Raw genomic sequence first — 13,650 nt, forward strand, 5'->3', positions numbered from 1 at the left:
GGAGCGCATCATGGAAACGGCATCTTCGATCACAGCCGGCCACGCAGTGTTAGAAACAGTGATCGGCTTCATGGGCATCGCCTGGAGCGAAAAGGGCCTGATCCGGCTCTGCCTGCCCGAAAGGAGCCGCGAAGCGGTGGAACGCCGGCTGATGCGGCATGCCGGTGTTGCCGCCAATACGACTGCGAACATTGGGCAGCCGCAATGGGTGGTCGAGCTCATCGCCTCGATCAAGGCCTATGCCTCAGGCGAGGACGTCGATTTCTCCGGTGTGCCGGTCGATCTCGACGGCGTCGACGACTTCCGTCTCGCCATCTACGACGCGGCGCGAAAACTGCATTACGGCGAAACCACCACCTATGGCGAACTGGCCAAGCGCGCCGGCCAAGCCGGCCTGCCGCGCGAAACCGGGGCAGCGCTGGGCGCCAACCCGGTGCCGCTGGTCATCCCCTGCCATCGGATACTAGCCGCGGGCGGCAAGATCGGCGGCTTCTCGGCGCCCGGCGGCTCGGCCACCAAGGAAAAGATGCTGGCCATGGAAGGCGTGCGCGTCGGCCCGCCGCCGGCGGCGCAGGTCTCGTTCGGGTTCTAAGAGCTTGAATGGTATGCCGGCTGGGTATGTTGAGATTCAGGTCAGGCCGCACCGAGAACTATGGTCTTCGAGAACCGGAGCGGAGCGTACTTAATGTACGTGGGCGCCGGAAGCGCAGAAGACCATCGTTCGCAGGCCGGCCTCACCTTAATATCAATATGCCTAATGACGGCGCAGGAAGCGGCGGTGAAAATGGTCGTTCTCGACCCGCTTGCAGAGATAGACCGGGCAGGATTCGGTATCGGCGCTCGGCACATAGGCGCGCTTCCTGACCTCGCCGACATTGCAGAATTGCTGGCTCTGCACATAGCGGTCGAAGAGCGGCAGGCCCGGCACGCGCCTGGACTGATAGCGCAGGATGACCGCGCCCTGGCGGGCGATCGTGCCTTGCACCCTGTCGCAGCTCATACGAGTGGGGTCGTAGCGCGAGATCGCCTGCGCCTCGGCGGCCGCGAGCGTCAGGCAGGCGGCAAGCAGAATGGTTTTCACAACCGTTTTCATGACAGTCTCCCAAAACCGGACTAACGCCGTCGGGCGTCCCGATCTTCCCGATTGCGCGACGCTTTCATGCGATTGGGGCGGCCTTTGGGCGGCGCCAGCGCAACGCCATTTTTCGAGCCATCTTGTTTTTGGTGCGAAACCCGCCTATATCAGCTCCATTGATATTTCGGCCGATCGATCCGGGCCTCGCGATCTTCGCGTTTGCTGACGTCTATCTCCAAAATCTCGATACAAACCGGCTGAACCTCGGTTCGGTCAAACCAAAGCAAATGCGAGGACTATTCATATGGCAACTGGTACGGTCAAGTGGTTCAATGCCACCAAGGGCTTCGGCTTCATTCAGCCTGATTCGGGCGGTGCGGACGTTTTCGTTCACATCTCCGCTGTCGAGCGCGCTGGGCTGTCGACCCTGGTCGAAGGCCAGAAAATCAACTTCGAGATCGAGCAGGACCGCCGCACTGGCAAGTCGTCCGCTGGTTCTCTGAGCAAGGCAGCCTGATTTTGCGATAGCGCGCGCCGGACGAGAGTTCGGGGCGCGCGGCAAGTCACGGATGTACTGACGGTCGCGCGAGAAGCGCGCTGGAGCGGAAAGACCCGACAAGCTGGATCAGCAGATAGCTGCCGGCCCGGACTTAAAGCTCCGATCAGGCTACCGAAAATGGGAAGGCGGGATTTATCCCGCCTTTTTGTTTGTCTGGAATTGGACGATGGCCATGCTAGTTTCGCCCCATGACCAAGCTCGAACAGATTGAAAGATCCATCGCAGCCCTGAACACCAAAGAACTAAAGGCCTTTACCAAATGGTTCGCAGCGTACCAGGCAGAGGTGTGGGATATGCAGATCGAGGCGGACGCCAAGGCTGGCCGGCTGGATAAGTTTGCCGAGCAGGCTTTGGCTGAACTTCACGCGGGCCGAGTTCGCCCTCTTTGAATGCGCGCTACGGCCGAAGGCCGCAAGCCCAACCGGGCATCGCGCCCGTTGGCGTCCGGTCCGGAACGAGCCGCGAAGCGGCGGCAAGCGCGAGCACAAATCAGCGCCGTAGATGCAGCGGCACCACCTTGTTGTCGGCGCCAAGCAGCGCCTCGATCGACAGCGGCTCCCGGTTGAAGATCGTGCCGGCCAGCGCCGGGCGGCCGAGATGGAACCCCTGTAGCAGGTCGACGCCGCCATCCAGCGCGACGCGCAGATGCACGGATTGCTCGATGCCTTCCACCAGCACCTTGGCGCCGCGATCGTGCAGCGACGAGACGAGCGGCCGGAAGAAGCGCTCGGCGGCAGCGTGGCGGCAGAATTCGGCGAACCAGCCGCCGTCGATCTTCACAATATCCGGTTGAAGCAGGCTCATCCGCTCCGCGGTCGAGTGGCCGGTGCCGAAATCGTCGATGGCGATGCGGATGCCGTGGCGCCGCATCTCGCGCACCAGCGGGGCCAGCACATTATCGTCGGCCGCCTGTTCGGTGATCTCGCAGACCAGCATGGCGGCATGCAGGTCGAGATCGCCGAGATGCCGCGTCATCAGCCGGATCTCGGCCAGCGCCCGCCCGAGATGATCGTTGATCATCGGGTTGTAATTGAAGAACAGGTCGAGCCCGTCGACGCCGATGTTGCGGAAGTTTTTCAGATGCAGCATCCGGCACATCGTCTCGACAAACAGGCGGTCGCCCGGCGCAACACTGTCGAAGAACATGGCCGGTGCAACCGGCATGGAAGCGCGCTGCGGTTCGATCAGCGCCTCGACGGCAACCGCGGCCAACGCGCCACCGCGTGGCGCAAAGATCGGCTGGTAGGCGCTCTTCAGCCGGAACGCGCCATAGACGCCGTATTCGATGCCGACCTCGTCGGCAAAGATCGCTTCGCCGATATCGCGACGCCTCTCGCGTTGCCCGGTCATGGCCCGGTCCTGCGCCCGAACACCCTGCCCGGCCGCGCCGGAGGCGCTGCAGTCGGGCCGGCAGGCGTCTTGCCAGGCTCGGCCGCCGCGACAGACGGCTGCCCATCCTTGCCGAAAGCGCGAAAGCTGGTCGGCGCCAGTTCCGGCTTCGCCAGCACGAAGCCCTGCACCATCGATGCGCCGGATTTCTCGGCCAATTCAAGCTGCCAGCCTTCCTCGATGCCTTCGAACACCGTGCGGATGCCCTGTAGTTCGAAGTTCGTCACCATGGCAGTCAGCAGGGCAAAGCCGGCGCCGGATTCCATGAGCTGCGTGATCCAGTGCGCATCGAATTTGACGATGTCGGGCTTGAGCTCCTTGATGCGGTTGATGTCGGATTCATCGGCGCCGTAATCGTCGACGGCAATGCGAAAGCCATTGGCCCGCAGCGCCTCGACAAAGCTGTAGAGCGTTTCCTGCGACGCCGACTTCTGCTCGGTCACCTCGCACACGATGCGGCGCGGATCGATCCCGGCTTCGTGCAGCACCAGCCGCATGTCGCGCAACGCGTTGTCGGCGATGGAGCGCTCGGTAAACACCGACGGATCGAAATTGACGAAGATCGAAGCCTCTTGCGGCAGGCAGGCGCCGGCATTGAGCAAATGCAGCGTGCGCGTCAGCGCCTCGATATGCAGGCGGTCGCCGGCCGGACAGGTGCGGAAGAAGTTCATCGGCGATTGCGGCTCGCCGTCACGAAACGGCCGGATCAGCCCCTCGAACGCTGCGATCGAGAGCTTGCCGTCCTTGAAGGCGAAGATCGGCTGAAAGGCGCTCTGCAGCGTGTAGGGACCCCAGACACCTGAAGCGGTGCCGTCATCGTGACGGATGATGTGGGCAAGCCCGGTGCTGCGCGACAAGGGTCCCTCGCTCCGCGAGACAGGCGAAATGGCTGGCGATCCTGCCGTCAAAGGTTTTAGCGGCCGTTGATGAATTTAGTCTTGCCGGGGATAGGCGTCGATTGCAGAGCCCGCAACGCAGAGTGAAACCGTCATGCACGCGCTCCAAAAAGCCGATCTCCACGGGTCCTTGACCCTGGCTCATCCGACAATGCTTGCACTTGCCGGGTCGATGCGACATGAGAAGCGCCGCAGCTGTTTGCGGTTGCGCCGACCCCTCTGGAGATATCTGGTCATGGCCTTTCTTGCCGACGCCCTTGCCCGCGTAAAGCCTTCCGCCACCATCGCGGTGACGCAGAAAGCCCGCGAGCTGAAAAATGCCGGCCGCGACATTATCGGCCTCGGCGCCGGCGAACCGGATTTCGACACGCCCGACAACATCAAGAATGCGGCGATCGAGGCGATCCGCCGCGGCGAGACCAAATACCCGCCGGTTTCGGGCATCGCGCCGCTGCGCGAGGCGATCGCAAAAAAATTCAAGCGCGAGAACAATCTCGACTACAAGCCCGAGCAGACCATTGTCGGCACCGGCGGCAAGCAGATCCTGTTCAACGCCTTCATGGCGACGCTGAACCCAGGCGACGAGGTCATCATCCCCCGCCCCTATTGGGTCAGCTATCCCGAAATGGTGGCGATCTGCGGCGGCACCTCGGTGTTCGCCGATACTTCGATCGACAATGGTTTCAAGCTCACTCCCGCCGTGCTGGAAAAGGCGATCACGCCGAAGACCAAATGGCTGTTGATGAACTCGCCGTCGAACCCGTCCGGCGCCGCATACACGGAAGCCGAGCTGCGCGCGCTGGCCGACGTGCTCTTGAAGCATCCGCATGTCTGGACACTGACCGACGACATGTACGAGCACCTGACCTATGGCGACTTCGTCTTCAGGACGATCGCCGAGGTCGAGCCGAAACTCTACGAGCGCACGCTGACCATGAACGGCGTCTCGAAAGCCTACGCCATGACCGGCTGGCGCATCGGCTATGCCGCGGGTCCCGTCCAGCTGATCAAGGCGATGGACATGATCCAGGGCCAGCAGACCTCGGGCGCCTGCACCATCGCGCAATGGGCCTCGGTCGAGGCGCTCAACGGCCCGCAGGATTTCGTCGCCAGGAACAAGGCGATCTTTCAGGGCCGTCGCGACCTCGTCGTGTCGATGCTCAACCAGGCGCGCGGCATAACCTGCCCGTCGCCGGAAGGCGCCTTCTATGTCTACCCGTCCTGTGCCCAGCTGATTGGCAAGAAGACCAAAGCCGGCAAGATAATCGACACCGACGAGACTTTCTGCTCCGAATTGCTCGAAGGCGAGGGTGTCGCGGTGGTGTTCGGCTCTGCCTTCGGCCTCGGCCCCAACTTCCGCATCTCCTACGCTACGTCGGAGACGCTGCTGGAGGAAGCCTGCACCCGCATCCAGCGATTCACTGCATCGCTGACCTGATCAGGCTCCGAGACATGAAACCCGGCCTTTCGAGCCGGGTTTTTGTCAAGAGCAGACCTCAGCCGCCATACTGCTCGCTGGTGACCGCTTCCATCCAATCTGCGTGGACGCCGTCCAGCGCTTCCTGCATGGCGACGTGGGTCATTGTCGTCTTTGGACCCGCGCCGTGCCAGTGCTTCTCGCCGGGCTCGAACGAGATCACGTCGCCCGCCTTGATCTGCTGGATCGGCCCGCCCCATGTCTGCGCAAGGCCGGCCCCCGCAGTGACATAAAGCGTCTGGCCGAGCGGATGCGTGTGCCAGTGGGTACGCGCACCGGGCTCGAAGCTGACCAGCGTGGCTCTGAGCCGGGCCGGCGCTTCCTTCTCGATGATGGGCGTCTGCAGCACGCGGCCGGTGAAATACTGGTCCGGCGCGATGATGGTCGGCACGCTGCCGCAGGCAATGATCTTCATCTCTGGTGATCCCTAAGTTTGGCAGAACCTACCCTGCCCCGGTGCCGGCTACCACCCCAGCCGGGGCCAGAACAGGCCGGCACGTACGCGATAGTCCGCGTAGGCTCCGGCCAGCGGCGTGCGCGAAAATTTCTTCTCTTCGTCCAGCGCCGCAAAAACATAGAGGATAGCGATCCCGGCGACCGGCACCAACGCCCAGACCGACCAGGTCGCGATCCCCCAGCCGATCCAGAAGACGATGTAGGACGTATAGAAGGGGTGGCGGACATGGCCGTAGGGGCCGTGGGTCAGCAGGCTGTGCGGATCGTCGGGTGCGAAGACGAAGCGCAGCCGCACCTTGCGCGACGTGACGATCGCCCACCAGAACAGGGCAGAGCTCGCCAGTTCGACGGCAAGTCCGGTGAGCTTTGCCGAACCCGGCTGCGATTGGATCCAAAGGGTGGCGAGAAAGAACAGCGCCGTGGCGATGACCGCCGCCGAAATCACCATGGCGCCTGGAGACATCGCCTGCGATTGGAAATGCGCCCGCATCGACCAGACATATTGGCCAAGCATCGCGATGCTGCAGATCGAGACAAGAAGATCGAGGACTGGTTCCATTGTCGGGATTCCGCGCGTGATTGCCATGGAGCCAGCAATCGTGCCGGCTATCTCTTTAGAAATCCTTTCTTAACCACATGTTTAAAGAACATATAGAGCCAGCGATGCGATGTTGGCGGTCAGGCAAATCTCAAGGTCTAATCCAGCATGAGCATCACTCACCGCACCATCCGCACGCCGCAGGCCGACTTGCGCCTCAGCCAGTCGTCTGGGTCCGGCCTTCCCATCGTCATGATCCATGGCTCGGGCAGTTCGCGCGCCGTGTTTGCCCGTCAGTTCGATAGCCCGCTTGCCGACGCCCATCGGCTGATCGCCTTCGAACTTCCCGGCCACGGCGAGTCCTCCGATGCCCGCGACCCGGCGACCGCCTATACGATTACCGGCCTTGCCCAGACCACAGCCCGGCTTCTCGACGCTTTGGGCATCGGCCACGCCATCATCTTCGGCTGGTCGCTCGGCGGCCATGTGGCGGTCGAACTGGCCAGCTTTCACCATGCGGTCAGCGGCCTGGTGCTGACCGGAGCGCCGCCGGTGTCGCGGGGGCCGCTTGGCATGCTGCGCGGCTTTCACGCCAACTGGGACATGCTGCTCGCCTCCAAGAAGGTCTACTCCGAACGCGACATCGAGCGTTTTGAGGCTCTGTGCTACGGCGACACCGCCAGTCCGTCTTTCCGCGAAGCCATCAGGCGCACCGACGGTCGGCTTCGCGCCGGCGTGGCGCGCTCCATGTTTGCGGGCAAGGGCGCCGACCAGAAACAGGTGGTCGAGCACGCTCCGTTCCCCGTCGCGGTGATCAATGGCGAGCATGATCCGCTGGTGCGGCTGAGCTATTTCGAGACCGTCGCCTACAGCTCGCTGTGGGAACAGTGCCATGTCATACCAGGCGCCGGCCATGCGCCCTTCTGGGAACGTCCGGACCTGTTCAACCCGTTGCTGTCGCGCTACGCCGAGATGGTGGTGAAGCAGAGTGCAGCCGCCACGCCCACGCGCCGCACTCAGGCAAGCTGAAATCGCCCGACGGTTCTGATCCCCGGGTCTTGCCTCGGCCGCCTAACGGCGGCGCGATTTCTATTTTCCTTGCCCTCCCGGCTAACCCGTGGGACGATGGGTTGGGCAGGTGGCTAAATGAAAACAATCCCGCCCGCGACGGTCGAACAGGCCGGCCGCCGCTCACGACAGGGTGCGATCGGCGCAAAACCGTTTCCACTTTTGCTGATCGCACTCCAAGGGCAACGCCTGAGTGGAGGTCAGCCATGGGTACTCGCGCCGGAGGACGACGCACGGGACCGAAATGCATTGCCATAGTCGGTCCCTTTGCAAGCGGTAAGACGACACTTCTCGAAGCCGTCCTCGCCCGTACGGGCGCCATCCCCCGCCAAAATCCCGTTTCATCGGGAAGCACCGTTTCCGATCATTCGCCCGAAGCGCGGGCGCACGCCATGAGCGTCGAGGCGACCTTTGCCACCACCGAATTCATGGGGGAGCAGATTACCTTCGTCGACTGTCCCGGATCGATCGAATTCTCCTTCGAGGCCGAGCCGGTGCTGGCAGCCTGCGATCTCGCGGTGGTCGTCGCCGAGGCCGACGAGAAGAAGATCCCAGCCTTGCAGCTCATCATGCGCAAGCTCGACGATCTCGGCGTGCCGCGCATCCTGTTCCTCAACAAGGTCGACAAGGCAATCGCCGGCGTACGCGATACGCTGAAGATGCTGCAGCCGACGAGCGCGGCGCCGCTGTTGCTGCGCCAGATTCCGCTGCGCAAGGACAATGTGGTGATCGGTTCGATCGACCTGGCGCTGGAGCGCGCCTACATCTACCGCGAATATGCCGAAAGCCAGGTTGCCGAAATTCCAACTGACGACAAGGCGCGCGAACTGGAGGCTCGCTTCTCCATGCTGGAGACGCTTGCCGACCATGACGACCAGTTGATGGAGCAGTTGCTGGAGGATATCGAGCCGCCGAAAGACGCGGTCTTCGACGATCTGTCCGCCGACCTGCGCGCCGGCGCCATAACGCCGGTGCTGATCGGCACCGCCGAAAAAGGCAACGGCGTGCTGCGCCTTTTGAAGGCGATCCGCCATGACGCACCGGATGTCGAGGCGACGCGCAAACGGCTCGGCGTCCCCGACGGCAATCACACCGTGGTCCAGGTGATGAAGACCATCCACACCGCGCATGGCGGCAAGCTGTCCGTGTCGCGCGTACTCTCTGGCCAGATCGCCGATGCAGCCGAACTCTATTTGTCGAATGGCGAGACGGCGAAGGTCTCCGGCATCTACAAGATGCTCGGCAAGGACCAGTCCAAGCTCACCGCTGCCAAGGCCGGCGACACGGTGGCGTTGGGCAAGCTGGACGAGGTCAAGACCGGCCAGACGTTGAGTTCCACGAAGGGCGGTATCAAGCCGCTGGTCACGCTTACGCCGCCGCAGCCGGTCTTTGCCTTTGCGCTACGGCCGAAGGAGCGCAAGGACGAGGTCAAAATGTCGGCGGCCATCCAGCGCCTGGCCGAGGAAGATCCCTCGCTCACCTTGCGCCACAACCAGGACTCGGCCGAGACCGTGCTGTCCGGCCATGGCGAGATGCATCTGCGGGTCGTGCGCGAGCGGCTGGAAGGCAAGAATCAGATTCCGGTCGAAGGCCATGCGCCTGCCGTCCCCTATCGCGAGACGATCCGAAAGACGGTGCAGCAGCGCGGCCGCCACAAGAAGCAGTCCGGCGGCCATGGCCAGTTCGGCGATGTGGTGATCGAGATCAAGCCGCTGCCGCGCGGCTCCGGCTTTCAGTTCTCGGACACCATCACCGGTGGCGTCGTGCCCAAGACCTACATCCAGTCGGTCGAAACCGGCGTGCGCGATTATCTGAAATCCGGCCCGCTCGGCTTCCCTGTCGTCGATGTCGCCGTCAACCTCTCCGACGGCTCCTACCACGCCGTCGATTCCTCCGACATGGCTTTCCAGATGGCGGCCAAGCTGGCCATGAAGGAAGGCATGGCGGCCTGCTCGCCGGTGCTGCTCGAGCCGGTCATGAAAGTCGAGATCGTCACGCCGTCCGAAGCCACTTCGAAGATCATTGCGCTGATCCCGCAACGGCGCGGTCAGATCCTTGGCTACGACGCGCGGCCTGACTGGCCGGGATGGGATGTCGTGGAGGCGACCATGCCGCAGGCCGAGATCGGCGACCTGATCGTCGAACTGCGCTCGGCGACCTCCGGCGTCGCCAGCTATCGTTGCGCCTTCGATCACATGGCCGAGCTGACCGGACGGTTGGCCGACGAGGCGATGAACGCCAACGGCAAGGCTGCCTGACAGGCCGAAGGATGATCCGCACAAAAAACGGCGCCCGGATGATCCGGACGCCGCTCTTATTGCGGACCGTCTTCTTGGGAGGAAAACGGCAGGTCCGCCGCACGTATCCGCCGCGCCATACGGCACTGGCAGACGAATAGGTTCGGACGCGGTAGCCGCCTGAGCCCGGATCTTCCGAGTGATGCCCCCATCTCCCGGTCGAACCACACCGCGTCCTATGATCTGCTTAAACGATGAATCGCGCCTGCGGCATGTTACCTGAGGTTACATGTCACTGTTACGCGGCGATTTTGCTCGATTTTTCGCTGGCTACGGCAGGCCCGGAAACAAAAAAGCCGGATCAATGAAGATCCGGCTGAGTTTGATTGGAAGTGCCTGTTAAGGCTAACCTCCAGAGGGGAACACTCGAGGGCGCTAATGGGAGGAGAACGCGCCCAGGAGATGATCTATATATGTGCTGTTCATGCCCAAGAAACAAGCATCTATTTTGCAACACACGCATGCAAAAAGGTACAGGCTGTGGTCTAACCCGTGTCTAGGGGCCATAGGACCACGAAAAGTTGCCAAATGAATAGCGCGACCGTGCTGTTGCCTTCGCAGAACCGCAAGTCGGGCTGATTCTCGCGCTCGCGGGCAAAAAGCCGAATGACGTTGAATCGGGCAGCAGGCGTTTATTTTTGCGGCAGCGGGATGGGAAGGGTCGGCCGGAAGAAGGGAGACCTGACATGCGGACACCTCAGGCGATCGCCGGCAGCGCGGTCTTCTTCATCGCCGCACCTTGTGTCGTCGCCCGGCTGGTGCCCTGGCTGCTGACGGACCGCTACCGTCTGCCGCTGTCGACGGTGCCCGGCTTCTTGCCGGCTGGCTCCCTCCTGATCGTCGCGGCCATCGCCCTGCTCGTCCATTCCTTTGCCCGCTTCGCGCTCGAAGGCCTGGGCACGCCGGCGCCTGTAGCACCCACCGAGAGACTGGTGATCGGCGGCGTCTACCGCCATGTCCGCAACCCGATGTACGTCGCCGTGCTGTCGATCATCCTCGGCCAGGCGTTGCTGTTTTCAAGCTGGAGCGTCGCTGCCTATGCCGCCATCGGCGCGATCGTCATGGGCTCTTTCGTCAGGTTCTATGAGGAGCCGACTCTCGCCCGCCGCTACGGTGGCGAATACGAGACCTACCGCCGCAATGTTCCCGGCTGGCTGCCACGGCTGACGCCTTGGCGGGGGTGACCAGCACCTCCCAAGGCCATGTTTAAAATGACCAGCTGCGCGCTTTGGCGATGATGAAGTCGCGGAAGACGTGCAGCTTGGCCTGGTTCTTCATTGCATCGGGATAGGCGAAATAGGTGTCGAAGGACGGCACCTCGGTCTCCGGCAAAAGCTGCACCAGATCCGATTCCTTGGAGATCACGTAGTCGGGCAGCATGGCGATGCCGGCGCCGCCCTGCACGGCGCGCTTGATCGACAAGATGTCGTTGATCTGCAGCGTCGGCACCCTTTGCCCACCGTCGAAATCGCCGATCGTTTCCAGCCAGTTCAGCTCCGACAGATGCGACGGCACCGGCACACCGAAAGTGACAATGCGATGGTTCTTCAGATCGGCGACCGAGGTCGGCTTGCCGTGCTTGCCGACATAGGACGGCGAGGCATAGAGGTGGAAATGCACGGTGAACAGGCGGCGCTGGATAAGGTCGGGCTGCTGCGGCTGGCGCAGCCGTATCGCGCAGTCGGCCTGACGCATGGTGAGGTCGAGTTCCTCATTGGCCAGGATCAGCTGCAGGCTGATTTCCGGATAGAGCTCGATGAATTCCTGCACCCGCTCGGTCAGCCAGCCGGCGCCGAGCCCGACGGTGGTCGTTACCCTCAGCACGCCGGAGGGCCGGTCCTTTGCCTCGGTCAGCTTCGACTTGATGGTCTCCAGCTTCATCAGCACGTCATGCGCCGTGCGGAACAGCATTTCGCCCTGCTCGGTCAGCACCAGGCCGCGGGCATGGCGATTGAAAAGCGGCACCCCGACGTCATGCTCGAGCGCGCTGACCTGGCGTGAAATCGCCGATTGCGACAGGTGCAAAGTCTCGGCGGCATGGGTAAACGACCCAGCCTCCGCCGCTGCGTGAAACACGCGAAGCTTGTCCCAGTCCAACGCCATTGAATTCCCCTCGTTCTGTTCTTGGCGTCTGAATGAAAAATCAGGCTTTTGAACGGCTTGCGACGCCGTCTTGATAGATATTATTCCGCCGCTTCGCGGTGCACCTCGATGCCGGCCAGGTATTTTTCCGCCTCGAGCGCGGCCATGCAGCCGAGCCCGGCGGCGGTCACCGCCTGACGGTAGATATCGTCGGTCACGTCACCGGCGGCGAACACGCCGGGAACGTCCGTGCGGGTCGAATTCGGCGCCGTCCACAGATAGCCGTTCGGCTTCTGCTTCAGCTTGCCGACAAACAATTCCACCGCCGGCGCATGGCCGATCGCCACGAAGACGCCGTCCACCTGGAGGTGGGTGACCTCACCGGTCACCGCATTTCTGAGCTTCAGCCCTTCGACCGAAGGCGGCAGCGGCGTCTTGCCGGGCCGGCCGGTGATCTCGTCGACGATCGTGTCCCAGATGACTCGGACATTGTCCTTTTTCAACAGCCGCTCACGCAGGATGCGCTCGGCGCGGAAATCGTTGCGCCGGTGGATGACGGTCACGCTCTTCGCCAGATTGGAGAGATAGAGCGCCTCCTCCACCGCCGAATTGCCGCCGCCGATGACAGCGACATCCTTGCCGCGATAGAAAAAACCATCGCAGGTGGCGCAGGCCGACACGCCGAAGCCCATGAAGGTCTGTTCGGTGGGGATGCCCAGCCATTTCGCCTGCGCGCCGGTGGCAATGATCAGCGCGTCGGCCGTGTAGGTGGTGCCGGAATCGCCCGTGGCGCGGAACGGCCGCACATTGAGGTCAACCTCGGTGATGATGTCGTTGATGATATCGGTGCCGACATGCTCGGCCTGCTTCAGCATCTGCTCCATCAGCCACGGGCCCTGGATCGGATCGGCGAAGCCCGGATAGTTTTCGACATCGGTGGTGATCATCAGCTGCCCGCCCTGCTGCAAGCCTGCTACGAGCATCGGCTTGAGCATGGCGCGCGCGGCGTAGACTGCGGCGGTATAGCCGGCCGGGCCGGAACCGATGATAAGGACAGGCGCGTGCTTGGTGGTCATCTAAAGCCTCTGCGGGGCAGACAATCGAGTGTGCCTTGGAAAACGACGTGAAATGTTGCTGGTAATGTAAGGGTTGCCAACCACACCAGCAAGACGATCAGGCAGTCGTCCCCGGAAAGCTTCGGCCTACAGGCATATTCGCGCAATGGCCGCTTTCGTTACGGTTGCGAAATCGCCCGACCAAAGGGCTGGCATCGACACAAAAGTCGTTTAAGGACGAGAGCGCGAAAGATTCTTGCGCTAAGCCGAGACCGCCATGCCCCTGAAAGCCGACCTCGACGCCATCGACTGGAAGATTCTGCGCGAGCTTCAGGCCGACGGGCGCATGACCAATGTCGAACTGTCGAGCCGTGTCGGCATTTCCGCCCCGCCCTGCCTGCGCCGTGTCCGGCGGCTGGAGGAAAGCGGCATCATCAGAGGCTATCGCGCCTTGCTCAACGCGCCGGCGCTCGGCATGGATGTCGTCGCCTTCTGCCTGATCGGCCTGCATCACCAGGCCGACGCGGAACTCAAAACCTTCGCCGAGCGCACTCGCGGCTGGCCGATCGTGCGCGACGCCTGGATGGTCTCGGGCGAATCCGACTTCCTGCTGCATTGCGTGGCGAGTGATCTCGGCAGCTTCCAGACCTTCGTCATCGAAGAACTGGCTTCGGCGCCGAATGTCGACACGGTGCGCACCGCGCTGACCATCCGCCGCGTCAAGGACGAAGGGCTGGTGGCGTTCAGCGCCCCATGAT

At 62.7% G+C, this 13,650-nt stretch carries 15 protein-coding genes; 8 read left to right on the forward strand and 7 right to left on the reverse strand.

Annotated features, from left to right (window positions below):
* Window positions 1-10: 10 nt before the first annotated feature.
* The gene (locus NLY37_RS15545) at window positions 11-592 is read left to right on the forward strand and encodes a methylated-DNA--[protein]-cysteine S-methyltransferase (protein ID WP_023671959.1); all 582 of its coding nucleotides are present in this window, start codon (window positions 11-13) and stop codon (window positions 590-592) included.
* A gap of 162 nt (window positions 593-754) precedes the next feature.
* Here the strand turns inward: NLY37_RS15545 and NLY37_RS15550 are convergent, their stop codons facing one another.
* The gene (locus NLY37_RS15550; RefSeq protein WP_023695754.1) at window positions 755-1,081 is read right to left on the reverse strand and encodes a hypothetical protein; all 327 of its coding nucleotides are present in this window, start codon (window positions 1,079-1,081) and stop codon (window positions 755-757) included.
* 298 nt (window positions 1,082-1,379) lie between these two features.
* On the opposite strand from NLY37_RS15550, the gene NLY37_RS15555 reads away from it, so the two are divergent.
* Complete coding sequence (locus tag NLY37_RS15555; protein ID WP_015316174.1) at window positions 1,380-1,592, forward strand: cold-shock protein; 213 nt, start codon at window positions 1,380-1,382, stop codon at window positions 1,590-1,592.
* Between the two features lie 230 nt (window positions 1,593-1,822).
* Window positions 1,823-2,023, forward strand: coding sequence for a hypothetical protein (locus tag NLY37_RS15560; protein WP_023671961.1), 201 nt, complete (start codon window positions 1,823-1,825; stop codon window positions 2,021-2,023).
* A gap of 100 nt (window positions 2,024-2,123) precedes the next feature.
* Here NLY37_RS15560 and NLY37_RS15565 read toward each other — a convergent pair whose 3' ends face one another.
* Both NLY37_RS15565 and NLY37_RS15570 read right to left on the reverse strand, forming a co-directional pair.
* Window positions 2,124-2,984, reverse strand: coding sequence for an EAL domain-containing protein (locus tag NLY37_RS15565; RefSeq protein WP_023689726.1), 861 nt, complete (start codon window positions 2,982-2,984; stop codon window positions 2,124-2,126).
* A complete protein-coding gene (locus NLY37_RS15570) occupies window positions 2,981-3,880 on the reverse strand; it encodes an EAL domain-containing protein (protein WP_023728195.1) in 900 nt (299 codons plus the stop codon). Before NLY37_RS15570 ends, NLY37_RS15565 begins: the two co-directional genes overlap by 4 nt.
* Window positions 3,881-4,154: 274 nt before the next feature.
* Between NLY37_RS15570 and NLY37_RS15575 the strand changes: the two genes are divergently transcribed.
* The gene (locus NLY37_RS15575; protein WP_023683765.1) at window positions 4,155-5,357 is read left to right on the forward strand and encodes a pyridoxal phosphate-dependent aminotransferase; all 1,203 of its coding nucleotides are present in this window, start codon (window positions 4,155-4,157) and stop codon (window positions 5,355-5,357) included.
* Window positions 5,358-5,415: 58 nt separating this feature from the next.
* Here the strand turns inward: NLY37_RS15575 and NLY37_RS15580 are convergent, their stop codons facing one another.
* Window positions 5,416-5,811 (reverse strand): (R)-mandelonitrile lyase, encoded by a 396-nt coding sequence (locus tag NLY37_RS15580; RefSeq protein WP_023741101.1) that lies wholly within the window; start codon window positions 5,809-5,811, stop codon window positions 5,416-5,418.
* 48 nt (window positions 5,812-5,859) lie between these two features.
* Window positions 5,860-6,411, reverse strand: a complete 552-nt coding sequence (locus tag NLY37_RS15585; RefSeq protein ID WP_023683763.1) for a methyltransferase family protein — start codon at window positions 6,409-6,411, stop codon at window positions 5,860-5,862.
* 147 nt (window positions 6,412-6,558) lie between these two features.
* Here NLY37_RS15585 and NLY37_RS15590 point away from each other — a divergent pair, with 147 nt between their 5' ends.
* From NLY37_RS15590 to NLY37_RS15600, 3 genes are all read left to right on the forward strand, one after another.
* Window positions 6,559-7,419: an alpha/beta fold hydrolase gene (locus NLY37_RS15590; RefSeq protein ID WP_023741100.1), complete on the forward strand. Its 861-nt coding sequence runs from the start codon at window positions 6,559-6,561 to the stop codon at window positions 7,417-7,419.
* A 245-nt stretch (window positions 7,420-7,664) separates the two neighbouring features.
* Window positions 7,665-9,716 carry an elongation factor G gene (locus NLY37_RS15595; protein WP_023741099.1) on the forward strand — a complete coding sequence of 684 codons (2,052 nt, stop codon included), beginning with the start codon at window positions 7,665-7,667 and terminating at the stop codon, window positions 9,714-9,716.
* Window positions 9,717-10,441: 725 nt separating this feature from the next.
* Window positions 10,442-10,939 (forward strand): methyltransferase family protein, encoded by a 498-nt coding sequence (locus tag NLY37_RS15600; RefSeq protein WP_023741098.1) that lies wholly within the window; start codon window positions 10,442-10,444, stop codon window positions 10,937-10,939.
* A gap of 22 nt (window positions 10,940-10,961) precedes the next feature.
* Here the strand turns inward: NLY37_RS15600 and NLY37_RS15605 are convergent, their stop codons facing one another.
* Window positions 10,962-11,858: a LysR family transcriptional regulator gene (locus tag NLY37_RS15605; RefSeq protein ID WP_023671970.1), complete on the reverse strand. Its 897-nt coding sequence runs from the start codon at window positions 11,856-11,858 to the stop codon at window positions 10,962-10,964.
* 80 nt (window positions 11,859-11,938) lie between these two features.
* Window positions 11,939-12,913 (reverse strand): thioredoxin-disulfide reductase, encoded by a 975-nt coding sequence (trxB, locus tag NLY37_RS15610; protein WP_023705868.1) that lies wholly within the window; start codon window positions 12,911-12,913, stop codon window positions 11,939-11,941.
* Between the two features lie 256 nt (window positions 12,914-13,169).
* Between trxB and NLY37_RS15615 the strand changes: the two genes are divergently transcribed.
* A complete protein-coding gene (locus NLY37_RS15615) occupies window positions 13,170-13,649 on the forward strand; it encodes an Lrp/AsnC family transcriptional regulator (protein ID WP_023741097.1) in 480 nt (159 codons plus the stop codon).
* The last annotated feature ends 1 nt before the right edge of the window (window position 13,650 follow it).

Origin of the sequence: Mesorhizobium sp. C395A, from assembly GCF_030323205.1 — a bacterium.
In the GTDB taxonomy this organism is placed as follows: Bacteria; Pseudomonadota; Alphaproteobacteria; order Rhizobiales; family Rhizobiaceae; genus Mesorhizobium.